The following is a 21,747-nucleotide window of genomic DNA, read 5'->3' as shown; positions in this document are numbered from 1 at the left end:
AACCATCATGAATGCCACCGTTATCCCGTTTCCGATCAGGACGGACTACCGCCAGCCGCTGGAGCCGATAGAAGAATTGAGGCCAGAAAACCCCGAAGAATGCACAGAAACCGGCACCTTTCAGCGTCAATACGCTATTTGCGAAGAATTCCTGTAACCATTTATCGATCCGGCCCTTTTATGCAATCAATTGCAATTGCAGACTAGGGCCGCTCCCTCTCCGACCTCCCGCCGACCCCTCCCGCTCCAGCTAAACATTTAGCAAACTCCCCGCGCGCATTTGACAAGATTTTGAGTAGTAATAGCAATTTTCCCTTCCTCGTTAGCAGTCCGTTTTGAGACTATGGGTGTAACGATCGTTACATGGACCCACCGAAATGGATATCGACCCGCCGACTCGCAGCCACTTTCCTACCGCACTGGTTGATTCAATCCTTGAGGAAATCGCGGCGGGCAAGTCGCTGGAGAGCATTCTGGCAAGCCGCCCCGAATGCCCCAGCAAACCTACGTGGTACAGGTGGATTGCTTCCGATGTGATTTTCTCGAAGCGCTACACCGAGGCAGTCAAAAAGGGCGTAGACGCCCGCACCTATCGTTGCAAGTGAGGAGAACATCATGAGCGAGCAAGACAAGATGACGGAGCAGGAAAGGCATGAGGAACTAGAAAACCGCATTAGAGAGAAGCACAGGGCAGCGATGACCGGGATGCTACGGCAGAAGGAAAAGGATCAATTCGAAACGACCCTTATCCAGATCATTTCCGATGCAAAGGAAGCGAGAGACGCAATCCGTAAAGTAAATGCGATGGTTCATTACCATCTGCCCGGTACTCCCACGGCCATGCTACTCAATGCAGAAGCATCGCTAGGCACCGCTTTTGGCCTATTGGTCCAACTGCTGAACCAGTCTCTGAACCCTGAAGCACCCAAGGCAGCAGAGTAAGGAGCCAGTCATGAGCAACCAAGATGCCGGTATTCAATATCGCTTGCCGCTGGGACTTATCGAAGCGCAAAGATTGATTGATGAAGCAATCAAACACCACGACGACACCTTGCCCGTCAATTCCTTTATGTGTGCCGATGCTTTACGCAAGCGGGAAGCCCTGACTGCCCTGACTGATGCGCGTCTACACATTCGGCGGGTCTTGGAAATTCTTTACGCTCCCGATGGGGCGGAAGCATCCAACACCAAGTAACCGGAGACAGTCATGACAATGCAAACCATCGACGTAGATGCGGCACAACTTGCTGATATGGACTGGATGCACGTGCGTACTAGAAATCTAGGTGGCGGCAACTCCCACATAGTTATTTTCCGCGATGCAATGGATCCAGACCATACGGTTACGGTTAAGTGGGATGCGTTGGAATGCCGATCAGAATTTCATGAAACGCGTGGAGACGAGTCACAGGTAATGGGGTTTCTCCTTTTATTGGGTGAGTCTGGCGCGGCGAACGGACAACTTCATTGATAAACAAGGTGGGAGCCAGTCATGACAGACGCAGAACGACTTGTTGCCAGACTCAACTCCATGAGCGCTAACGAACTGGCTGAATTTTCGCGCCAGCAAACCGCACGATTGGACGCTGAACAGATTGCCCGCTTTGGGTACGCCGCCAGCGCCGAAATGCAGGGAAGGAAAGTAGACATGAGCCACTACCGCGCCGACGCAGCACAACCGCAGATTAAGGCCGTGAAACACCGCGATCAGACGGGCCGGGAAATCACCGAATACCGCGCAGAACCGGGGGCATCAATGCGTCAGTGGATGGGCCAGTGGATGCTCCCCGGCTTCAAACAGCTTGCGGTGTTCAATCCTAACGGCGAATCGCAACGCGCATTTCTCCAGCGCGGAGAACGCTTGAAAAATGAATATCTGGCGGCGGTTGCTAACCGCATGCGGGGTGTGTGATGGCACGCCCATGGGATTTGCCCTACGAAGAAAGCAGCGCCATGGAGGTTGTACGGGATCACCCGGGACACAAAGACCTCCCCGGCATGAACCCGAGTTCGGAGCCGTTGGCGCTGAGAATGGATGGCCCCTATCAGCAGGTACGCACCCGCCTTGATCGCGTCTTGCAGGTAACGAAAACGGCGGTGGATGTTCCGCAAGCCGGAGAGACGCCGACAACATACGAAGCCCGCTTGACGGCGAAGCTGATGCCGCATTGCACCTCGTATCAGCCCATGGCCCGCCTCGATAAGTTGGCTCCCGATCTTTTCCGCGACATTCAACGCACGGTTGTGGCGGAAGCGATGGAGAAGCCCGCGAGGGAGGGCACGCTGGCCCCGTACAAGTACAAGGATCAGACAGGCCGTGTCGTCACCGAATACGCGGGTTCAATGTCGTCTTGGATGAATGAATTCAAGATTAACCACGGCTGGCGCGGCCCTATCGTTATCCAAGACGAAGCCCAGCCCGCCCGATAGATCGATCAGGAGATTGCCATGGCCGACTTTGAACACCCTTACGACAAGCGCCGCCGATTGGCGCGTGAACATGATTTGTTCGCGGGTATTCAACGGCGGGCAGCGGGCAAGCCAGAGCAGCAGAAGAAAACTCACCAGCAGGAATTGAACGAAGCACGCGCCGACGCACTGAAGGGGAAGCGGAAATGACACGCGCCTTGCAACACCTTTGCCTCACCAATAACAAGCTGGCCTACGAGCGCCTGAAGGAACAGATTCTGGATGCGGCGGCGACTCTCGACGGCGTGAAAGAACCAGAACCAGACGCCCCCCCGAGCCTCGAACAAAGAACCTACGAGGACATGAAGTTTCGGGTGCAGGTGGCATTGGCTAATGCGGACGTACTTCTCGGAGAGCGTCTTGGCATGTTGCTGGTGTTGATGCCCGAATCCGACGACCTCAACGCGCGGATTGAACAGTACATTGCCAAGCACAAGACTACCAAGCCTGTAGTGGATGGCATGGCCGCAATGAAAAACGAATTGCAGCATAAGCGTGAAAAGCAGATACAGGAAGCAACCAAAAACGCCACGCCCGTTGCGGGCCAAGGTTCATCGGGTAGCCCTGACGCACGACACCGCAGCCGCCACCACAATTTTCTGAGAAAAAACTACAGCGCCGGGGTGAATCGTGACGACTGACGATCAGAGGATGGTTGAACTTGTCCGCGAAACCGATCAGGGGATGCGCGAGATCGGCAAGTTTATGGCGGTAGGCGAGGGGATCACCCTTGATCAACTGTGCGACCTGAGCGGGTGGCTCCATTTTGTGGGTTGTCGTCTGGGTACGTTGTCGATTGAACGCCCCAACGATCCGCGCCTGAAGGAATTGCTTCAGCAGTGTGCAGCGTTGCAGGCGCAATGTATGGAGCAGGCCCAAGCGATGGGCGAACTACAGCGCGGATCGACTCTCCACTAGTTTTATCACTACACCCTAATTCGTCAGTACTACTGCAATTGATTGCAATCGAGAACCGACCATGGCCGATAAGCCTATCGTACAAATCCCCATCGATAGCAGCGAGTTCGATGCTTTCGTTGAGAAATTCGAGAAATTCCGTACGGAAGCGGCGGAAGGTGTAGACCCGCTTGAGGGAGCGGCAAAGTCTGCTGAAGCGGCAGAGAAAGCAACGGACGGAATGGGTGTTGCGTTTGCTGCATTTGCCAGAGCCGCCGCCAGTTCCAAGATGACGGGCAACTCGTCTTTCTCGTTTCAGTTCGCAAAAAACATTCATAACGCTGCGAACGACACGAAAGAGATTGATAAAAATCTGGCTAAAACAGATAAGAGCCTGCTGGCAATCAATCGCCGTTGGGCCGCGCTCAAGTCGGTAGGCAAGATGGGCTTGGGTCTGCTGGGTATCCCGCTCGCAATTGGTGGAGCCGCCGCCAAGGCAGCATCCGACATAGCGAAAGACAACCAGCGCAATCGTGAATTGAGCGTAGAGCCGGGGACTGTGCCCGCGTTCAATAACGGGTTCCGAAAGTTCGGTCTGTCAGATTCCGATGTGGCACGCGTACGGGATGCCGCAACGAATCCCGACAAATGGAAGGCATTCGCGCTGGCGGGATTGAATCCCCAAGACGCACAGAACATGGACCCCACCGAGCTTACCGCCTATCTCGACAAGTGGGCGGGCGGCAAGATGCGGGAATGGAAGGCCAACGGGCAACCGCTCGACACGATGGCGCAAAGCTACGGCCTGAATGATCTTTTCAATTCGGATCAATTGCGGCTGGCCGCGTCTTATAGCGATGAAGACCACGACAAGGCATATGGACAGTTCAAGTCCGATATCCCGAAGTTTGCCATTGCACAGAAAACGGAAGACGCCGCCACCGATCAGCTAAAAGAATGGAACGACACGTGGACGCGTATCCGCCGCAGTATCGAAAGTTCGTTCATGACGATCACGCCCGCTATCACCAAGATTGGCACCTCCTTTGGTGAGTTGGTAGACGGTCTGGCGAAGTCGCCTGAAGTAAAAGATGACCTCAACCAGCTAGACGATGGTTTGAAGGGCATTTTGCCGTTCTTTAAAGCGGTGTCGGACTTCAATAAAAACAATCCACTGCCCGACCCATACAAGGCGGGTGAATCAACCCGTAGTTGGCTGGATAAACATTTTGGAACCGATCACCCGGATACCAACTGGAGCGGGTACGACCCGAACGCTCCCACGCCGGTTACTCCCTCGACTTCTGAGAGCGGACCCTATGCGGAGTTGCTGAAGCGTGCCCGCGACAAATACACCTTGCCCGCTGGTTTGCAGGCTCTACAGATTCAGGTGGAAAGCCGTGGCAATCCGAACGCAGAGAACCCGGTTACGCATGCAAAGGGCTTGATGCAACTCATGCCGGATACCGCCAAGACGATGGGCGTAAATCCGTTTGATCCTACCCAGAGCATCGATGCCGGGGCGCGTTTGCTTGCTCAATACCGGAAAATTTACGGAACGATGGGCAAGGGTCTGGCTGGCTATGATGGGGACACACATATTTCAGCCGACGAGAAGAAATACAGGACATGGCTGATGGGTGCGAAGCCTGAAACACTCAACTACTTGCGACCGTTTCAGGATGCCGGTTATGACCTTGGCCTTAGCCCTGAGGAAGTCAAATATTTGATGGCGCATAGCAAGGCACGCGACGATTTGAAGCTGAAGCCCGATCAAGACAAGCTGAACGAAAACGACTTTCAGATTATCGACACGTCGAAAGGTAAGCCAGCGCAACCTGTTGACCCCTACCTTGAGTCAATGGCGAACCTCTCGAAACTCATTGCGATGGCAAAGGATGGCGGCGGCGCACAATTCCGCTCCCCGGATCGTGCTAACCCAGCAAGTCCGCAACCCGTAAATGTGAATCTGAACGTGAAGGTTTCCACGCCTGCTGGAGCCAGCACGAATGTGGCACTGAACGGGGTTCCGCAATGAGTCGCTACTACAAGATAACTATTTCAGACCCAAAGACAGGGAAGGTGTTCGTGCCGAATGTGGGCGGCAAGCTGGGATTCACGACGGTGGACCCGGGGGCGGGGGTATGGACGTATTGCAGCTTGAATCCGGGTGGCAACCCCAACGCCTTGGGTTCAGTGAATCCGGCAGCGCTGAAGATCGAGTTGGATATTACCGCCGGATTCATGCACCAGCCTATTGGCAATTCATACATTCGGGTGTACGGGATCAGTCTGGCGGAAATCGCTCAAGGCTCCAATCTCAACCGGATGAACATTGCCGTTGAGGCTGGCATGAGCAAGGGATTGCCGCTGGCCGTCCCGGCACAGATCGGGCCGCTATGCAAAGGCCAGATTTTTCAGGCATTCGGTAACTGGATCGGACCTAATCAAACGCTTGATATCTTTGTGCAGGCAGGTGGCAGCAGTGCTAACGCCAACACCACAACGGGATTCCCGGCTGGCGATACGACGTTGCCCGCCCCGACCACCAATGATAATCCCGGTTATCTGACGTTTCAGTGGCAACCGGGCCAGCATCTGATGGATGCGATGGTGCAGGCATTGAGTATTGTCTATCCGCAGTATTCAATTTCCGGCAGCATTAGCCCAAATCTGGTGTGGACCGGCACGGCAGCAACCGGCTTCTATACGAAATTGAGCCAGTTTGCTGAGTACGTGAACAAGGCTTCAATCAACCTGATTGGTGGTTATGCACCGGATACCAGCGCATACCCGGGCGTGATGATCAGCCTTCAGGGTAATCAGATCATCATTCAGGATGGCACCACGCCGACCACGCCCAAGCAATTGCTGGTGACTGACTTGCTGGGGCAACCAACTTGGGTTGATGCGGTGACGATTCAGGCCACGTGCATCTTGCGTGGGGATATCAGCCCGGGAAATTACGTGACCTTACCCAATGGTCCGCTGACGATCACGCAAGGCTCACAAAGCAATTTTTTCTTGCCTCCCACTAGTGGAGGTATCAATACGCAGCTAAAGAATCAGACGGCATTTACCGGCACGTTTCTGGTGTCAAACGTGAGACACGTAGGTAGCTCCCGCGATGGTCAGGGCACGTCTTGGGTGACTACGTTGGACCTGTTGAACAATTCAGTCCAATCATCGACAGCGACTGTTCCGGCCTTGCCAGTGGTACAGGCTCGAAACACCAACGCCTACAATTTTTACCTGCCATAACGCAACACCTATTCACGTCAAACAATTTATTAGGATTGCAATCAATTGCAATTGGAGCCAGCCATGAAAGTTACCCTACAGGACAGTCTCAACGTGTTGCGCGGCATGCTGGATAGCGTAGACAACCTGTTGACCGATCCGCAAGGCGAAGAAAACGAAGCCACACGCAAGGTACGGCACCAGATCGCATTGATGAATCTGAAACGGCTGGCCGATGTTGCGCGAGCCGCAGAAAGAGACCTCGCGGACGGCCTGATTCATGAGCCGTTCCTAGATAGCCTTGGCTTGCGCTATCGTGCCGTAGACAGAGAAGTCAGCTAGATATTTAGCAAGCGAGCGGGCCACAGATGCACCGCCACAACAAGATCAAATCACCTGCACCCGTTCAAATTTCAGCTAGTTACGGGTGACCAAATGGCAGTCCAATTTAAAACGCTGGGTGCGACCCGGCAACACGTGAAGGTTAGTGCTGGACGTTCGGTAGCGGAAGTAGAAGCCGCACAGAAAGAGGCAGACGCGCGGGTGGTTCAGCTTGTGCGCCAACCTAAGTCCCAAGGGGGCCGCAAACCTACCTACAGCGATGAAGACTACGCCAACACGTTGGGGTGGATCGCTAAAGGCTTGTCGATCAACGCAGCTTGCGCGAAGCCCCATTGCGTGCCAGTGAAAACTTTCATGCGGTGGCGCAATGCCGATCCTCTCCATGAGCAGGCATTTGCTGATGCACAGGCGGATCAGACGCATGACAAGTTGGACGATATTGAGGAGCGCATCGAAGCGCGTCTGAAAGCGGCACTCACCGAGCAGATGCGCCAGAAGTACCTTGCGGACCTTAGAGCGCATAGACGCTGGGTAGCGTCAAAACGCAATCCGAAGGTGTACGGCACTCAGACCACCGCACCCGCCGATAACGTGGTGACGGTTATCAATGGCTTGCCGGTTGACTCCCGGAAGGGCGGGGACGATGGCAAGGATTGAACTGATGCAGCCCCACGCGGGGCAGCTAAAGATTTATCAGAACCGTGGCAAGAGCAACGTCTTGCGGTGCGGGCGGCGGTTTGGGAAAACGTCTTTCTTCGATTGGCTGATGCAGTGCTGGGCACTGAACGGAGATAAAACCGGCATCTTTACTCCGACAGAATCCACCTTCAAGGAGAGCTTCGATAAGGCACTGGATACCCTTGATCCTGTCATCCATAGCTCGAACAAGTCGGACTTCATTATCAAGTTGCGTAAGAACCGACAAGGGAAACAGGGTGTACTTCATTTCTGGTCTCTCGAAAACCCCCGCGTTGGACGCGGTAAAGAATACGATCACGTCATCATTGATGAAGCTAGTCTTGTTCCCGATCTTGAACGCCTGTATCAGCAAAATATTCGCCCCCTGTTGCTGAGGTCTAACGGCGATACGTGGATCGGGGGCACGCCGTTGGGGATGACGGATCAGGATTACTTCTGGAAAATCTGTACCGACAAGACGTTACCGCAGAAGTGGACCGAGCATTACGCACCATGCCACGCCAACCCTACGATTACAGCGGAAGCACTAAAGGAATTTGAAGCATCCAATCATCCTATGGTGTGGCGGCAAGAGTACCTGGCCGAATTCACCAACTGGGCGGGCGTGGCAATCTTTGATGAAGAAAAGTTGCTGGTGAATGGGAAGGGCGTAGCAGCACCAACCTACTGTGATTACGTTTTCGCTGTCATAGACTCAGCATTCAAGACTGGCAGCGAGCATGACGGAACTGGCGTTATCTTTTGCGCCCGTAACAAATCCATTGGTGGCCCACCGCTAACCATCCTCGATTGGGATATTGTTGGGATCGACGGGTATCTATTGGTGGACTGGATGCCATCGGTATTCGAGCGCCTGAATGTACTAGCCAGACAATGCGGCGCGCAGGTGGGCAGCGCTGGATGCTGGATCGAAGACAAGGGGTCTGGGATCGTGCTGTTACAGGCGGGCAGAGAAAAGGGATGGCCCACCCACCCGATTGAAGGAAATATCACATCGGCGGGCAAAGACGGCAGAGCCGTTGCGGCCTCCAGATTCATACACACCGAACAGGTAAAGATCACCGAGGAAGCCTACCGGCTAACCAGAGACTTCAAGAACACGAACAAGAACCACCTGATAAGCCAAGTCTGTTCCTATGTGATTGGCGACAAGGGCGCAGCAAAACGCGCTGACGACTTGGCCGACTGTTTCACCTATAGCTGTCTGGTAGCACTCGGAAATAACGATGTTTTTTGACCTAAACCAGTAGTAGTCCTAACCACGATGGAGATTGAAATGAGCAAGACGACCGACAGGAACAGCAACGCAGCTTTCAAGAATGTTCCACGCGAGCGCGTTACCGATATGCGTCCCCCGCACGAACGCGGTAACAACCTCATGCGCGACAACCCGCCGAAGTACAGCGAAAAGAGCTTGATCAAGCATCGCACACCGGGAAAGTAATCATGCGGGCGTGCCGTGTCTGTTCCGAGCTAAAGCCGCACAAGAGTTTTGGGGTGGGCAGATATCAGCACGTCTGCCGCGATTGTGTGATTACTAACTGGCGTCTTTGGAATTCCGTATCCGCAAAGGTGGCGAGTGTCTACGGCTTCATTCAGGGCACCAACGCAAGGGAAAAATGATCAGTCTGGAATGGATGGAAAGCCGCGCCTGTGAATCAGGCCAGCCGGTCGGGGTACAGATTGGCCCCCATCTGCTGGCCGTTCTATGGGTGGACGGCGCATTGCTATGGGCAATTGATGGAGAGCTAATCTCCCTTCACGAAGCCCGCTGGATTTTACAAAACCACACCTAGCCCAAGGGAGCATCATGCTCACTCGTCAGCAGCGCCGCGCAGCAGAGCGGGCGCACGCCAAGCTAAAGATCGTCTCCACACTGAACCCGGTACGACTTGCGATCAATGAAGGCTTACCAGCTTGGCGCACTCCAGCGAAGCCAGCACCGACCCCAGCGCCTGCAATTGCAATTGATTGCAATCAGACGAATGAGGCGGCGGCAGAGCCGGGGGAGGCGGGGGCCGGGGTTGAGACAAAGACAAACACAATAAAGAGAAGCCCACGTATCAAGGCAAGACTACCAACCCCAGAACGCCTAGACCAACCAGAGAAGTTCAAGCACTGCGACACGTGCGGGCAGTATCTGGGAGAAGCCCTGTTCAAACGTGACCCCAATGGACTCTTTGGTATCAGCGATACATGCCGCGTATGCACCCGCATTCAGGCATTCGAAAACGGGGAGTTATCTATCGTTTCACCCCATGCCGAGGCGGGGGCCAAGGTTTCAGACTCAGGAAACCCACAGCTAACAGAACTACCAATAAGAGAAGACAGAAGGGAGCCAAGCGGATGGCCGACAAACCCATTCACCAGAACAGCACAGGTGATACGTAGACAATCCACCCGCGAACAGTCTACGAGTGTCTACGTTATGGCTATAGACGCTACGCAACCACTTGAAACCGCAGACACCGTTTAACGTCCATTTCCACACGTGAATCCCCCACGCCCATGGCGTGCCATCCTCACAACCGCACGACAGCCACCGAGGGCGCGCGAGGAGGGCGGGAAATGTTGTGTAGCCGTGTGTAATGGTGAGCGCTGTTTGGCAAGTGAGCGAAGAAACGCGTTAATACGCCTCCAATGCCCCATCTGCGGCCTTTCCCGCCGTCCGTTTTTTCTCCACGTTGCCCGCCGCGCTACACGATGGAAAAAGCCCACAAAGCGGCTCTAATCGAGCGTCTGCGATTCCGTGCCAAAAGCGGGCCAAGCAATGAACGCCACGCCATCCATTGGGATGGTATATCCGATTGAAAAACCTACACGCCTAGTCCACGCAGATGGCCCCATAGACCTCTGAAACGCCCACCAGTCAGGCAACCGCGAAACTGTAGCCGACATTATTCTGATAATGTCGTGTTAGATATTGGGATTTATCGTTGTAATTCTGACGTGTTGTCTACTGGATGGAGGGGTGTAACCTGAAGTGACGTAACGTCACGTGACACCAGATCACTAGTGACACCACGTTACACCAAGTGGCGTATGGCCTGTGAGGCGGTCACCTTCCCTGCTGGTGGCGCGGTGTCAGTGGGAAGGCTGGAGGCCCGCCAAGGGAGGCGTGGGGCCAGCTAGGGGGCAATCCGTGGACCAAATCCCCAATTCCTTGTTTTCGCGGCCAGCGGCCCCCTAACCACCTTGGGAATTTTTTTGTATTTTTAAAAAGTGACTTTTTCTCACCATGGGGTTACCAACCCCCACCCCGGCCCCCGCCCTGTGCGTAACCGTAGTGAGGCCAATATCTTTCTTCAGCGGTGATGGGAATGGGTTGTCTGGTGGCGATCAGGGTTCCGGGTCGTGTGGTGGCGGTGGAGGATTCGGTGGCGTTGGCATTCATTCCACCGGCTGGGATTGCTAGGATTGCACTGGCTTGGGTTGATTCGTTGGCAACCGCCGCCAGCAGTAGCGTGGCCTTGAGAGTGGCTAGGGCTTGGGAGGCTTCCCCAGTGATTGCAATCAATTGCAATTCGGTGGTCAGGGTTGCTTGGGTGGTGTTGCTTTCCTTGGCTCCCGCCGATAAGGGGATTGCCGTCTTTAATGTGGCTCCCGCCGTGGTGGTTTCTTGGGCGGTGGCGGTTAGTGAGTCGTTTAGCTCTAACCCTGCCCCACCGGTAGAGGTTTCATTAGCGATGGCCCCCAGCAGGTTATGGGTAGTCAGGTTTGCTGTACTGCTGGCACCTTCACTGGCCCCCGCCGCCAGACCGCTGATGACTGTCAGGGAGGCCGTGGTGGTGGCCTGCTGTACTGCTAGGGAGGCGAGCCGGATAGCCGTGCTGATAGCGCCAGTGGTGTTGCTGGCTTCGCTGTTACTAGCCATCAACCGGATAGTGGTGGTGAGGTTTGCTGTTCCTGTTGCGCCTTCACTGGCTCCCGCACCCAGCAGGCTGGAGGTAATCAGCGTAGCGCCAGCGGTGGAGGCTTCGCTGGCAATTGCAATTGATTGCAATCCGGTCGTCAGGCTGGCCGTGGCGCTGGTGGACTCCGATCCTGTTGCGGCTAGAGTGGTATTGGACGGCATAACAGCGCTGGCGCTACTGGTTTCCGTAGCCGTGGCCGCTAGTTTGATGGCCGTCACCAATCCGGCAGTCGCCAGCCCTTGCTCTACCCCACCGGCTCCCAGCACGTAATTGGGAGTAGTCAGTTTTGCTACCGCCAGACCGTTCTCCAGTACCGACGCGGCCAGCGTGCTATTGGGCGTGGTGAGGCTGGCGGTACTGGTAGAGGATTCAGAGGCAGTGGAAGCAATCGCGGGAGAGTTGGCGGTGTACGTGATAACGATAATGCCTTGTGCCCCGGCACCGCCAGCAGCGTGGGCACCGCTAAGGCTAAAAGTACCGGCACCGCCGCCAGCACCATACAGACCCCCGGCCCCGCCAGTGAGGGTGGAGTGATTGCCGCTGGAGTTGGTCCCGCCAGCACCACCGCCGCCACCACCGGAACCATGCGAGGTATCCCACTCGATACCGGCACCACCGTTGCCCGCCGCTGTACCGCCGACGCTGTTACCAAAACCGCCACCGCCGCCCGATCCGTTAGAACCATTCCCACCGGCTACCGTGGTAGACGTGCCACCGGCTCCACCGGGCGTGCCACCCCAAGACGCACCGCCAGCCGCGCCAGTGGTAGAGGTGGGAATAGCACCGGCATTACTGCCACCACCGTTGCCACCACCGCCGCACCCGCCAGCCGGGAATACTGAAACACCGGTCCCGGCGCTGGAGTTGGCCCCCGGGCCGTTAGGGCCAGCCGCACCGCCACCGCCGCTGATGCTGTAGCCAGTTCCGGGAACACTGCTACCCCCGGCATAAACCACCGTGCCCTTGGAGTTGGCGACTGTGCCCCCGGTCCCGCTGTTAATGGCAGTGCCAGCCGTGCCACCAGCCGCACCGACATAGGCGGCGGCAAGGGTTGAGCCACCGAACAGCGTAGCCCCACCGTTAGTGCCAACCATGTTGCCGGTAGATGACGCACCCCCAGCCCCAGCAGCGCCCACGGTATAGGGGACATTCGCCCCAGGTGTCAGGGCGAGGTTACTAATCAGGGCATAGGCACCGCCACCACCTCCAAAGCCGTACCGGGAAGCGACGTTGAGAATAATCCCGCCGTTGACGCCTCCAGCACCGCCGCCGATACATTCGATAGTGTTGTTACTGCTGTTCCAATCGGCGGGCACCGTCCATGCCGTGCCAGCGAGGAGATAGATAACGGTTGCCATCCGTCAGTCCCCCGCCTTGGTCTGATTGCACTCAATTGCAATCTCCTTTTTTTTGTTCCGATGGTAATAATCCCGGGCTTGGGCATTCAGCTTTTCGCGGTTTTTCTCCCGGTATGCGGCTCTTTTTTCATTGATGCGGGCACGATTCTTTTCGAAATAATCTTGGTCATACTGCTTGTGGTAGCCGGGGTTTTTCGCTCGCCATGCCCGCTGATACTCTCGTTGGTATTGCCGATCATGTTCAAGGCGTTCCGGGTCTCCCTTTTTACGTTCCCGGTATTTTCGTTGCTCGATTGAAGTGCAAGCCTTGCACACGGTTGAATATCCATGGCGCTGTCTGGCCCGACGATTAAAATCCTTCGACATGGTTTTCATCTGTCCGCAGGCAGTACAGCGGCGGAATTTCTGAATAACGATAGCCATAGCCGCCTCCTCACTTGGGATAACCAAGGCACATCAAAACCAGCACGATCAAGCAGACAGATAGCTGAACCGTGAGGAGGAAGGCGTGGACCGTCTTATCGAAGTTGGTCATTTCACACCCCCATTCGCGGCCTTGATGGTCTGCGTTAGCCAGAATGGGCGCTTGCGGTCGTGCCCGTCAGGCTTGGGTAGGCTACCGGCCTTGATTCCGGCGTAGAGCGTGGGCTTGGAAATGCGGAGGAAATACAGCACGTCCCGAATGTACAGACGGATATCCGGCTGATTCAGATCGACAACGGCGGGCGGCTGATGGCGGCGGGGGGACTTCTCGCCTGCTGGGATTTCTGCTGAAGGTTTAGCAGACTTTGGCGCAATGGAAATGCTCATAGCCCCTCCTTTCGGGGTTAGTCGCACTCCATTGCAGGTTGAATTCGATAGTTACAGGCTTAAGTAGACAGGAACGGTAAAAAGCCGTCAATGCCGTCTTTATTCAAGGCATGAGAACGGCCAGTTTCTCCCCCAGCACGCGCCACGCTGCGGCCTGTTCCTCTGCCTTGATCGACCGTTGATATGTGCGGCGGACCACATTGCGCTCTGTGTGATTCAGACACTTGTCGATCACATCGGGCGGGATACCCAAGTCACCCATGAGCGTGGCCGCAGTGCGCCGCAGATCGTGAGGCGTCCACCGTTCGCTCCCGACCTCCAGAGCGTGCGGATAGTTGAGGCTACGGCCTTCCGTCTTGCGCCCGTACATGCCGCACTGACGATCAGCCACCGCGTTGACTAGCGTCTTGTTATGGACGTGCTGGAGCGGGTCTGTCTGGTCGGGCATGAGCCACGCAGAGCCACCAGCGAAGGCCAGAAGTTTCTCCACGTGCGGTATCACCCAGTCACTCAGGTGGATCAGGTGGGGCTTACCGTTCTTTGAGTGGGCGGCAGGTATAAACCACGTCCGCGCCTCCAGATCGATATCCGCTCGACGTGCCCGCAGCAGTTCATTCGACCGTGCCGCAGTGCCGAGCAGTACGCGCAAGGCGGTGCGGGTGGCGTCCTGTAGACCGGCATTTTCTAGCGCGTGGTGGAGTGTGCGGAGTTCGGCATCTGGCAACACCCGGTCACCTTCCCCGTCCGCGCCGCCCACGTCCTTTTTCGTGATTCCGAACATCGGGTTAGTGGGCACTAGCTCACGTTTGACGCCCCACGCGTACATAGTCACCAAGTACCCGGCCAGTTTGTTCGCCAGCGAAGGTGCGCGGACTTTGATACTATCGAGGTGGTCTAGGTATTTACCCTTAGTGACGTTTGCGGCAGGTTGTTTGCCAAAGATCAGGAAAATGTCCTTTTCGAAGGCCCGCAGGGGTTCCGCGCCTTGATCCTTCCGGCTCGACAGTTCGGCGGCTTTCCAGAGATCGAACAGGCCGCGCACGGTCAACACGTTGGCCTTGGCCTTTTCCGCCGCCTTGGAGGCCGCGCGTTCATCGATGGGATCGCGGCCTTGGCGTACCAGTTCGGCGGCTGCATTGCGGGCAGCGCGGATATCCGCCAGCGAGCGACCCGGCCAGCTACCGCACCCGAAGTCACGCGTTTTTGCGCCGACACGGTAGCGATAGGAGAAGGATACGGACGGCCCCTTGGAGGTCATGGTGACCTTGCCCCATAGGCCGCCGTCATCGCGGACGATGGAACCGGCATCAAACGACGTGAGGGCTTGCAGTGTTTTTGTGTGTAGCTTGGGCATGGTTGAAATCTCCACTTCCTACCCCAACATGTACCCCAACAAATTAGCTTGTCTAGGCTTTACTACTTTTTCCAGTTTTTTACTGGAAAATGGCTGAAAACCAAGCTGGGTAAAGGTTTGAGGCGTCTAGTATAGACTAGGTTTTACGAGGTTTAACTGATAATGAATTTCCATACAAGAAAGTGGGTCAAGCCCGAAGATCTGAACCCGAACGGCACGCTGTTCGGCGGCAGCCTGCTGCGTTGGATCGACGAAGAAGCGGCGATCTATGCGATCACCCAGCTGGACAACCAGCGCGTCGTCACCAAGTTCATGTCCGAGATCAATTTTGTCAGCTCGGCGCGTCAGGGCGACATCATCGAACTCGGCATGACCGCCACTCAATTCGGCCGGACGTCGATCACGCTGCGCTGCGAAGTGCGCAACAAGATCACACGCAAAAGCATCCTGACCGTCGAGAAGATGGTGTTCGTGAATCTCGACGAGAAAGGCGAGTCGGCGCCGCACGGCCGCACGCAGATTCGTTATGCAGAGGAAGCATTTGCTCAGTATCGCGAGAACTCGCGACCGGTACCGCAAGCGACCGCTGCGGTGGAAGAAGAGAGAGTGGCTGCAGCTTCGCGCAGCGAGGTAGACAGCCTGCATTGAGGCTAATGAGCGGCGCCGGTTCGTGCGCCCGCTCCTGCTTTTGCCGCTTCGGCGCATCAAGTGCCGAAGCGGTATTCCATCTGATTCCCTTCTACGAGTTCCAGCTCGTTTCGTGAGACGCCTTGCTTCGGCGTCCCCGTCTTCAGTTCAGGCGCGATGCGCGCCCTGCCTTCTTCGAATTGCTTCGAACTTCCTTGAGCCTTATTGCGTGGCCGGTGCGGCCTCGGGTTGAGGCGCGGGCGCTGTTGTCTCTGACGCCGCTGCGGGAGCCGTGGCCGGCGTCGTACCCGCCGCGCCGCTCGCCGGTGCGTCGCCCGGATCGGAATAGTTCGGCAGATCAGACGGAGCGGTCGTCGCCGCGCCCGATGCCGCGTTCGGCGCTTGCGCCGCATCGCCCGGGTCCGCGTAATTCGGCAGAGCGCCCGCAGCCGGGGCGCCTGCGGCAGGCGCCGCGTCGCTCGCGCCGCTTTGATCGTCGTAGTTCGGCAGCGGCGCATTGTTGTCGCTCGTACCACGCAGACGCGCCCGGCGCTGCTGCGTATAGGCGTCGCGCACGAACGAGTATTTGTCGAGCGCGGCTTGCTGCAGCAGATCGGTCGCGCCCAGCAGATCGGAGCGCACGCTCACGAACTGCAACACATACAGCGGATTACGCACCGCCGGTTCCATGTAGTTCAGCGGATTGAACTTCACGTCGACGATCAGCCCCATGCTGTCGCGCACCGTGCTCGGCCCAAACAGCGGCAGCACGAGATACGGACCCGACGGGATGCCCCAATGCCCCAGCGTCAACCCAAAATCCTGATGATGCTTCGGCAGACCGGCCGGCGTCGCGAAGTCGAGCAGGCCGCCGAGGCCGAACACCGAGTTCATCGCGAAGCGCATGATGTCTTCGGTCGCGTCGGTGATCTTCAACTGCAGCAGCGCGTTGGCCGCGTTGGTCAGGTCGCCGAGGTTCGAGAAGAAGTTGCTGACGGCGGTGCGCAGCGGCTGCGGCGTCACCTTCTGATAACCCTTGGCGACCGGCACCGCGACGTACGTGTCCAGGCCATCGTTGAATTTGAATACGGCGCGATTCACCGGTTCGAACGGGTCGCCCGGTTTGCGGTCGGGACCGGTTGCACAACCTGAAATGAGGCCGGCGGCGGCCAGCGTCAGCGCGGCGTTACGGAGTTGCATGCTTATATTCCTTTATTCTTCGCGCGACGTTGGCGCGGCTTGCCCATCAACACCGGTTGGAACACCACCGCGCCGATCAGCGTGCAGAACAGCGACAGCGCCAGCAGTCGGCCCATGCTCGACGTGCCCGGATGATGCGACAGCCAGAGGCTGCCGAATGCCGTCGCCGTGGTTGCCGCGCTGAACAGCACGGCGTGCGTCAGACTCGACTGCAACAGGCCAGTCTGGCCGTGGCGCCACGCCATCACGAAGTAGATCTTGAAGGCTACGCCGACGCCGAGCATCAGCGGCAGCGCAATGATATTGGCGAAATTCAGCGGCATGCCGAACGCCGCGCACAGTTCCAGCGTGACGAGCGCCGACACCAGCAACGGCACCAGCGTACGCAGCACGTCGCCGACTCGCCGCAGCGCGATCCACAGCAGGATCGCGATGGAGATCAGCGCGTAAGCGGCGGCTTGCAGGAATGCCTTGATGATCAGGTCGGCCGAATGCAGGATCGAAATCGGGCCGCCGATCGCGTTCGGCTCCGCCTTCTGTACCGCGTGGACGAAGCGCGCGAGCATCGCGTCGTCGTTCGGATCGGTGCCGGGTTTCACCTTCGGCGCGATATCCACGAGGGCGCGGCCGTCTTTCGACAACCACGTCGACGAGATTTCCTTTGGCAAGTTGTCGCGGGTGATCTCGGTGGGTTGCAGCAGGTTTTCCAGTTGCTTCAGCGCGATGCGCAGCGTGTCGGACATCGCGACTTCTGCGCGGTCGCGCGTGGCGGCGTCGGCGGTGGCGAGCTTTTGCAGCGTGGCCGATAGATGCTTTGCTTCGGCTGCGCCCGGGCCCGGGTGATCGTCAGCAGCCAGCGACAGCTGGTTCGACGCGCGCTTGAGCGCGTCGACGCGCACGGCGTCGGTGGCTTGCGGCGACGGTTGTTGCTGCAGCGCGGGCAACAACTGCTGCGCGGCGCTCGCGATCAACATCATCTTCTGCTGCTGATCAGCCGGAATGAACGTGTTGAGTGTCGTGACGCGCCCGACTTCCGGCAGCGCGCGCAGGCGCGTGGCAATCGCGTCGGCGTCAGTTAGCGAAGGTGCTAGCACATGCACGTTGTTGACCGCGGCTTCCGGCGAATCCTTCAGCGACAGCAGCGTCGCCATCGACTCCGTATGCGGGTCCTTCAGATGCAGCGGATTGAAGTCGAAGCGCAGATGCGTGAGGATCGGCGTCGCGCCGATCACGACGATCAGCGTGCCGATCAGCACCGGCTTGCGGTGATGATCGAGGAAGTCGTCGAGGGGAGCGAGTTGCTTGAAGCCCGGCGAAGCGGCTTCGCCCGGCGGATTGAAGATTTTCAGCAGCGCCGGCAGCAAGGTCATGTTCGTGAAGTACGCGACGAACATGCCGACGCCCGCGATCTGCCCCAACTCCGATACGCCGCGATAAGCGGTCGGCAGGAACGAGAAGAAGCTGAGCGCGACCGCGACCGCCGCGAGCGTCAGCGGCACGCCGATGCTGTGCGCGGTGTGCATCAGCGCGGCGGACAGGCGGTCGTCGCGATTGCGTTCCTCGCGATATTTGACGCCGAACTGCACGCCGAAATCGACCCCGAGCCCGATGAACAACACCATGAACGCGACCGAAATCATGTTCAGCGCGCCGACCATCATCAGGCCGAGCGCAGCGGTAATGACCAGCCCGACGAACAGCGTGATGAACACGGCGGCGATCATGCGTCCCGAGCGCAGCGCGAGCCACAGAATGACCAGCACGACAATGAAGGTGCCGATGCCGTTGAGCACCGCGCCGTCTTTCACCGACGCGAACTCTTCGTCCGCGAGCGGCTGTTCGCCGGTCAGACGAATCGTGGCGCCGTAGCGCGCGTCGAGGTGCAGCGAGGCGGCGATATCGCGAATCGCTTTGGACGCGGTTGCGCCCGGCTCCAGCGCATCGTAGTTGACGACCGGCTGAACGGTGACGAACGCGCGCGCCGGGTCGGTGGCCGTGGTCTTGTCGACAAGCGCTCGCCAGGAGAACGCCGCCGGCTGGTTGGCCAGCACGCGGTCGAGCGTGTTCGCGCTTTGCGACAGCAGATGGCTCATGTCGGCGAGCTTCACCTGACCGAGCTGAAGCGGCAGCAGCAGGCTGGTGGTCAGCGTGCCGGCCAGGCCCGTCAGGCTCGGATCATGCGCGAGCGCATTGACCAGCGGACGCGACTGGACCAGTTGCGAGGTGGTGGACATCACCTCGTCGTTGGACGGAAACAGCAGGCCGTTGTGTTCGAAAAACGGGCCGCCGGCGGGCTGCGAGACCGCGACGAATTCTTTGGGATCGGCCTTGAGCGCGGCGGTCAGCGCGTTGGCGGCGGCGTCGGCGAATTCCGGGGCGCGCGCTTCGACCACTACCAGCACGGTGTCGCCGCGATCCGGGAAAGCCTGGCTCATCGCGTTTTCGAGGCCCGTCCAGTGCTTGTCGGTTTCGATGAGACGGCTGATGTCCGTGTTGATCTTGAAGTTATGCGCCACATAGATGCAGCTCAGGATGGCGAGCACGATCGAGGCGCCGACGACCCGCAGCGGGTGGCGCACCGAATAGGCGACGAGACGGACAATAGATGACTTCAGCATGTAGGCGGACGTGGCCTTATCACGAGTGTTTTAGACGAAAGTGCACAAGTATACAGAGCCGGAGCGCTGCAACCCGACTTCGGTAGCAAGTGCAGCGCCTGCCGGGACGAACCAGGGCGGGAACGCATTCTCGGTATACTGGTCTATCCAGCTTTCGCAATGGGCTTTATTGGCTCACTGGCGCTTACTTCTTTCGATCCTGGCGAACGTATGAAACGTTATCTGTCTGCTTTTCTGGCTGCTGCCGTGGTGTCCACAGCGGCTTACGCGCAAACCGCGCCCGACGCGGTTGTAAAAAGTGCCGTCGAAGGCACCGTTGCTGCAATGAAGGCCGATCCTCAGGCGCGCGGCGGCGACATGGCCAAGATCACCCAACTGGTCCAGACGCGCTTCGTTCCCGCCACCGACTTTCAGCGCACCACGCGCATCGCGGTCGGCAAGGCATGGTCGACCGCTACGCCTGAGCAGCAAAAACAGCTTTATGAGCAGTTTACGCTGCTCCTCGTTCGAACCTATGCTGCTTCGCTGTCGCAATTGCGCGATCAGGACGTGAAGTTCAAGTTCCTGCCGGTGAACGTACCGGCCGGCGCCAGCGACATCGTCGTGCAATCGCATGTGATCAGCAACGGCGGCGACGATGCGATCGACTACCGTCTTACCAAAGGTCCGTCGGGCTGGAAAATTTACGACATCAACATGATGGGCGCGTGGCTGATCCAGGTGTATCAGACGCAATTCGCCGATCAGATGTCGAAGGGCGGGATCGACGGGTTGATCAAGTTCCTGACCGCGCACAACGCGCGCGGCGCGGGTTAAAGCCAGGAGCGAGACGAAAGCGGTCTCGCGGCTTCCGCAGCTACGGCCAAAGAAAAAAGCGTGGTGGGCTTCCAGCCCACCACGCTTTTTTTCACGCGCCCATACTTCAGACGCGCGAGACCCCTTCTTAAACTTCGCGTGCCGCAAGCGGCTGCAGCAGCTTCGACGGCAATTTGAACTCCACCTTCTCTTCACGGCCGTCCATGGTCGAGACGTCGACGGGACCCAGCGCGCTCAGCGCCGCGATCACGTTCTTCACCATCTCTTCGGGTGCCGACGCGCCCGCTGTGACGCCGACCGTCTGCACATTTGCAAACCATTCCGGCTTCACTTCCGAACCATCGGCGACGAGGTAGCTCGCCACGCCGCTTTCGCTGCCGATCTCGCGCAGCCGGTTCGAATTCGAGCTATTCGTTGCGCCCACCACCAGCAGCACTTCGACCTGCTTGCTCAGTTCGCGCACCGCCGCCTGACGATTTTGCGTCGCGTAGCAGATGTCGCGCGTATCGGGACCGACGATATTGGTGAACCGGCGCAGCAATGCGTCGATGATGCCGCGCGTGTCGTCCACCGACAGCGTGGTCTGCGTGACATACGCAAGCGGCGTGTCGAGCGGCAGGTCGAGATGCGCGACTTCGGCTTCGCTTTGCACCAGCAGCACCTTGCCCGGAATCTGGCCGATCGTGCCTTCCACTTCGGGGTGACCGGCGTGGCCGATCAGGATCAGCGTGCGGCCTGCGCCGACGTATTGACGCCCCTGCACATGCACTTTGGTGACGAGCGGACAGGTTGCATCGAGCACGTCGAGACCGCGCGCTTCCGCGTCGCGTTCGACTGTTTGCGCGACACCGTGCGCGCTGAAAATGGCTACCGCACCTTGGGGCACTTCATCGAGTTCTTCGACGAAGCGCGCGCCTTTCTGGCGCAGGTTATCCACCACGTGGCGATTGTGAACAATCTCGTGACGGACATACACGGGGGCGCCGTGTTGCTGTAACGCGCGATCGACGATTTCGATTGCACGAACAACACCCGCACAAAAGCCGCGGGGTTGAGCAAGGATGACTCGCATAAGTTGGCGAACTCCGACTGACGCGGGTTTCGAAGAAGTCGGTAAAACTGACTTTATCGCCGCGACCATCTGATTAGTTGACGTCTTGAGGCCCGGCGGGGCCGGTACAGCAAAACCAAAACGCGCATTCTAACGCTATCAGGCGAGCTTTGCTTTTTGGGCGCGTGGCCGGTGTTGGACGTTTGCCGCAATGGGGGCCAATGTCTGCACTTATTGCCGATGGCGCATGCAGTAATGATTGCACGCTGCACCGGTTTAACGGAACCCTTAAACTACGCAGTCCGCGGCGCATATTCGCGCCTGCATTACAGAAAGGTTTCGAGGCTCGCTG

The 21,747-nt window shown here is 57.8% G+C and carries 26 protein-coding genes; 19 read left to right on the top strand and 7 right to left on the bottom strand.

Going from position 1 to position 21,747, the window contains the following annotated elements; translation table 11 throughout:
- The first annotated feature begins 7 nt into the window (after positions 1–7).
- The 17 genes from BLS41_RS39205 (at position 8) to BLS41_RS39190 (ending at position 9,443) form a co-directional block, all read left to right on the top strand.
- The gene (locus tag BLS41_RS39205) at positions 8–157 is read left to right on the top strand and encodes a hypothetical protein (RefSeq protein WP_171910326.1); all 150 of its coding nucleotides are present in this window, start codon (positions 8–10) and stop codon (positions 155–157) included.
- A gap of 220 nt (positions 158–377) precedes the next feature.
- On the top strand, positions 378–605 hold the full coding sequence (locus tag BLS41_RS38660; protein WP_143026384.1) for a terminase small subunit-like protein: 228 nt from the start codon (positions 378–380) through the stop codon (positions 603–605).
- Between the two features lie 10 nt (positions 606–615).
- Complete coding sequence (locus BLS41_RS28875) at positions 616–942, top strand: hypothetical protein (protein WP_074770892.1); 327 nt, start codon at positions 616–618, stop codon at positions 940–942.
- Positions 943–952: 10 nt separating this feature from the next.
- Positions 953–1,195, top strand: coding sequence for a hypothetical protein (locus BLS41_RS28870; protein ID WP_074770891.1), 243 nt, complete (start codon positions 953–955; stop codon positions 1,193–1,195).
- Positions 1,196–1,207: 12 nt separating this feature from the next.
- Entirely contained in the window at positions 1,208–1,471 is a 264-nt protein-coding gene (locus tag BLS41_RS28865) for a hypothetical protein (RefSeq protein ID WP_074770890.1), read from the top strand.
- 21 nt (positions 1,472–1,492) lie between these two features.
- A complete protein-coding gene (locus BLS41_RS28860) occupies positions 1,493–1,912 on the top strand; it encodes a hypothetical protein (RefSeq protein WP_074770889.1) in 420 nt (139 codons plus the stop codon).
- Between the two features lie 119 nt (positions 1,913–2,031).
- A complete protein-coding gene (locus BLS41_RS28855; RefSeq protein WP_143026383.1) occupies positions 2,032–2,430 on the top strand; it encodes a hypothetical protein in 399 nt (132 codons plus the stop codon).
- An 18-nt stretch (positions 2,431–2,448) separates the two neighbouring features.
- Entirely contained in the window at positions 2,449–2,619 is a 171-nt protein-coding gene (locus tag BLS41_RS39200) for a hypothetical protein (RefSeq protein WP_171910325.1), read from the top strand.
- Positions 2,616–3,110 (top strand): hypothetical protein, encoded by a 495-nt coding sequence (locus BLS41_RS28850; protein ID WP_074770887.1) that lies wholly within the window; start codon positions 2,616–2,618, stop codon positions 3,108–3,110. The genes BLS41_RS39200 and BLS41_RS28850 overlap by 4 nt, the downstream gene beginning before the upstream one ends.
- 10 nt (positions 3,111–3,120) lie before the next feature.
- Complete coding sequence (locus BLS41_RS28845) at positions 3,121–3,387, top strand: hypothetical protein (protein ID WP_143026382.1); 267 nt, start codon at positions 3,121–3,123, stop codon at positions 3,385–3,387.
- Positions 3,388–3,448: 61 nt separating this feature from the next.
- Positions 3,449–5,404 (top strand): lytic transglycosylase domain-containing protein, encoded by a 1,956-nt coding sequence (locus tag BLS41_RS39410; protein WP_074770885.1) that lies wholly within the window; start codon positions 3,449–3,451, stop codon positions 5,402–5,404.
- Entirely contained in the window at positions 5,401–6,627 is a 1,227-nt protein-coding gene (locus BLS41_RS28835) for a hypothetical protein (RefSeq protein ID WP_074770884.1), read from the top strand. The genes BLS41_RS39410 and BLS41_RS28835 overlap by 4 nt, the downstream gene beginning before the upstream one ends.
- A 63-nt stretch (positions 6,628–6,690) precedes the next feature.
- Positions 6,691–6,948 carry a hypothetical protein gene (locus BLS41_RS28830; RefSeq protein ID WP_074770883.1) on the top strand — a complete coding sequence of 86 codons (258 nt, stop codon included), beginning with the start codon at positions 6,691–6,693 and terminating at the stop codon, positions 6,946–6,948.
- A gap of 93 nt (positions 6,949–7,041) precedes the next feature.
- Complete coding sequence (locus BLS41_RS28825) at positions 7,042–7,605, top strand: FecR/PupR family sigma factor regulator (RefSeq protein WP_074770882.1); 564 nt, start codon at positions 7,042–7,044, stop codon at positions 7,603–7,605.
- On the top strand, positions 7,592–8,884 hold the full coding sequence (locus BLS41_RS39730) for a hypothetical protein (RefSeq protein ID WP_074770881.1): 1,293 nt from the start codon (positions 7,592–7,594) through the stop codon (positions 8,882–8,884). The genes BLS41_RS28825 and BLS41_RS39730 overlap by 14 nt, the downstream gene beginning before the upstream one ends.
- A gap of 39 nt (positions 8,885–8,923) precedes the next feature.
- A complete protein-coding gene (locus BLS41_RS39195; RefSeq protein WP_171910324.1) occupies positions 8,924–9,091 on the top strand; it encodes a hypothetical protein in 168 nt (55 codons plus the stop codon).
- A 175-nt stretch (positions 9,092–9,266) separates the two neighbouring features.
- Entirely contained in the window at positions 9,267–9,443 is a 177-nt protein-coding gene (locus BLS41_RS39190; RefSeq protein WP_171910323.1) for a hypothetical protein, read from the top strand.
- 1,448 nt (positions 9,444–10,891) lie between these two features.
- Here BLS41_RS39190 and BLS41_RS28815 read toward each other — a convergent pair.
- The 4 genes from BLS41_RS28815 to BLS41_RS28800 all read right to left on the bottom strand — a co-directional run bounded on the left by BLS41_RS28815 (position 10,892) and on the right by BLS41_RS28800 (position 15,083).
- A complete protein-coding gene (locus BLS41_RS28815) occupies positions 10,892–12,919 on the bottom strand; it encodes a hypothetical protein (RefSeq protein ID WP_074770880.1) in 2,028 nt (675 codons plus the stop codon).
- A gap of 3 nt (positions 12,920–12,922) precedes the next feature.
- Complete coding sequence (locus BLS41_RS38650) at positions 12,923–13,342, bottom strand: hypothetical protein (protein WP_143026381.1); 420 nt, start codon at positions 13,340–13,342, stop codon at positions 12,923–12,925.
- A gap of 108 nt (positions 13,343–13,450) precedes the next feature.
- On the bottom strand, positions 13,451–13,729 hold the full coding sequence (locus BLS41_RS28805; protein WP_074770878.1) for a helix-turn-helix transcriptional regulator: 279 nt from the start codon (positions 13,727–13,729) through the stop codon (positions 13,451–13,453).
- Positions 13,730–13,832: 103 nt separating this feature from the next.
- Positions 13,833–15,083, bottom strand: a complete 1,251-nt coding sequence (locus tag BLS41_RS28800) for a tyrosine-type recombinase/integrase (protein WP_074770877.1) — start codon at positions 15,081–15,083, stop codon at positions 13,833–13,835.
- Between the two features lie 162 nt (positions 15,084–15,245).
- Here BLS41_RS28800 and BLS41_RS28795 point away from each other — a divergent pair, with 162 nt between their 5' ends.
- Complete coding sequence (locus BLS41_RS28795) at positions 15,246–15,731, top strand: acyl-CoA thioesterase (RefSeq protein ID WP_074770876.1); 486 nt, start codon at positions 15,246–15,248, stop codon at positions 15,729–15,731.
- A gap of 201 nt (positions 15,732–15,932) precedes the next feature.
- Here the strand turns inward: BLS41_RS28795 and BLS41_RS28790 are convergent, their stop codons facing one another.
- Both BLS41_RS28790 and BLS41_RS28785 read right to left on the bottom strand, forming a co-directional pair.
- Positions 15,933–16,910, bottom strand: coding sequence for an MlaA family lipoprotein (locus BLS41_RS28790; RefSeq protein WP_074770875.1), 978 nt, complete (start codon positions 16,908–16,910; stop codon positions 15,933–15,935).
- A gap of 2 nt (positions 16,911–16,912) precedes the next feature.
- Positions 16,913–19,528 (bottom strand): hopanoid transporter HpnN, encoded by a 2,616-nt coding sequence (locus BLS41_RS28785; protein ID WP_074770874.1) that lies wholly within the window; start codon positions 19,526–19,528, stop codon positions 16,913–16,915.
- A gap of 210 nt (positions 19,529–19,738) precedes the next feature.
- Between BLS41_RS28785 and BLS41_RS28780 the strand changes: the two genes are divergently transcribed.
- Positions 19,739–20,344 (top strand): MlaC/ttg2D family ABC transporter substrate-binding protein, encoded by a 606-nt coding sequence (locus tag BLS41_RS28780; protein ID WP_074770873.1) that lies wholly within the window; start codon positions 19,739–19,741, stop codon positions 20,342–20,344.
- A gap of 127 nt (positions 20,345–20,471) precedes the next feature.
- Here BLS41_RS28780 and ispH read toward each other — a convergent pair whose 3' ends face one another.
- Positions 20,472–21,416 (bottom strand): 4-hydroxy-3-methylbut-2-enyl diphosphate reductase, encoded by a 945-nt coding sequence (gene ispH, locus BLS41_RS28775; RefSeq protein ID WP_074770872.1) that lies wholly within the window; start codon positions 21,414–21,416, stop codon positions 20,472–20,474.
- Positions 21,417–21,747: the final 331 nt, after the last annotated feature.

The sequence above is a fragment of the Paraburkholderia fungorum genome, from assembly GCF_900099835.1.
Classification (GTDB): Bacteria; Pseudomonadota; Gammaproteobacteria; order Burkholderiales; family Burkholderiaceae; genus Paraburkholderia; species Paraburkholderia fungorum_A.
Note: the sequence above shows the minus strand (reverse complement) of the source record. Positions and strands in the feature narration are given on the sequence as shown.

Coding starts and splice junctions, on each gene's coding strand:
- BLS41_RS39205 (WP_171910326.1), top strand. CDS start 8: ATGAATGCCACCGTTATCCCGTTTCCGATCAGGACGGACTACCGCCAG.
- BLS41_RS38660 (WP_143026384.1), top strand. CDS start 378: ATGGATATCGACCCGCCGACTCGCAGCCACTTTCCTACCGCACTGGTT.
- BLS41_RS28875 (WP_074770892.1), top strand. CDS start 616: ATGAGCGAGCAAGACAAGATGACGGAGCAGGAAAGGCATGAGGAACTA.
- BLS41_RS28870 (WP_074770891.1), top strand. CDS start 953: ATGAGCAACCAAGATGCCGGTATTCAATATCGCTTGCCGCTGGGACTT.
- BLS41_RS28865 (WP_074770890.1), top strand. CDS start 1,208: ATGACAATGCAAACCATCGACGTAGATGCGGCACAACTTGCTGATATG.
- BLS41_RS28860 (WP_074770889.1), top strand. CDS start 1,493: ATGACAGACGCAGAACGACTTGTTGCCAGACTCAACTCCATGAGCGCT.
- BLS41_RS28855 (WP_143026383.1), top strand. CDS start 2,032: ATGGATGGCCCCTATCAGCAGGTACGCACCCGCCTTGATCGCGTCTTG.
- BLS41_RS39200 (WP_171910325.1), top strand. CDS start 2,449: ATGGCCGACTTTGAACACCCTTACGACAAGCGCCGCCGATTGGCGCGT.
- BLS41_RS28850 (WP_074770887.1), top strand. CDS start 2,616: ATGACACGCGCCTTGCAACACCTTTGCCTCACCAATAACAAGCTGGCC.
- BLS41_RS28845 (WP_143026382.1), top strand. CDS start 3,121: ATGGTTGAACTTGTCCGCGAAACCGATCAGGGGATGCGCGAGATCGGC.
- BLS41_RS39410 (WP_074770885.1), top strand. CDS start 3,449: ATGGCCGATAAGCCTATCGTACAAATCCCCATCGATAGCAGCGAGTTC.
- BLS41_RS28835 (WP_074770884.1), top strand. CDS start 5,401: ATGAGTCGCTACTACAAGATAACTATTTCAGACCCAAAGACAGGGAAG.
- BLS41_RS28830 (WP_074770883.1), top strand. CDS start 6,691: ATGAAAGTTACCCTACAGGACAGTCTCAACGTGTTGCGCGGCATGCTG.
- BLS41_RS28825 (WP_074770882.1), top strand. CDS start 7,042: ATGGCAGTCCAATTTAAAACGCTGGGTGCGACCCGGCAACACGTGAAG.
- BLS41_RS39730 (WP_074770881.1), top strand. CDS start 7,592: ATGGCAAGGATTGAACTGATGCAGCCCCACGCGGGGCAGCTAAAGATT.
- BLS41_RS39195 (WP_171910324.1), top strand. CDS start 8,924: ATGAGCAAGACGACCGACAGGAACAGCAACGCAGCTTTCAAGAATGTT.
- BLS41_RS39190 (WP_171910323.1), top strand. CDS start 9,267: ATGATCAGTCTGGAATGGATGGAAAGCCGCGCCTGTGAATCAGGCCAG.
- BLS41_RS28815 (WP_074770880.1), bottom strand. CDS start 12,919: ATGGCAACCGTTATCTATCTCCTCGCTGGCACGGCATGGACGGTGCCC.
- BLS41_RS38650 (WP_143026381.1), bottom strand. CDS start 13,342: ATGGCTATCGTTATTCAGAAATTCCGCCGCTGTACTGCCTGCGGACAG.
- BLS41_RS28805 (WP_074770878.1), bottom strand. CDS start 13,729: ATGAGCATTTCCATTGCGCCAAAGTCTGCTAAACCTTCAGCAGAAATC.
- BLS41_RS28800 (WP_074770877.1), bottom strand. CDS start 15,083: ATGCCCAAGCTACACACAAAAACACTGCAAGCCCTCACGTCGTTTGAT.
- BLS41_RS28795 (WP_074770876.1), top strand. CDS start 15,246: ATGAATTTCCATACAAGAAAGTGGGTCAAGCCCGAAGATCTGAACCCG.
- BLS41_RS28790 (WP_074770875.1), bottom strand. CDS start 16,910: ATGCAACTCCGTAACGCCGCGCTGACGCTGGCCGCCGCCGGCCTCATT.
- BLS41_RS28785 (WP_074770874.1), bottom strand. CDS start 19,528: ATGCTGAAGTCATCTATTGTCCGTCTCGTCGCCTATTCGGTGCGCCAC.
- BLS41_RS28780 (WP_074770873.1), top strand. CDS start 19,739: ATGAAACGTTATCTGTCTGCTTTTCTGGCTGCTGCCGTGGTGTCCACA.
- ispH (WP_074770872.1), bottom strand. CDS start 21,416: ATGCGAGTCATCCTTGCTCAACCCCGCGGCTTTTGTGCGGGTGTTGTT.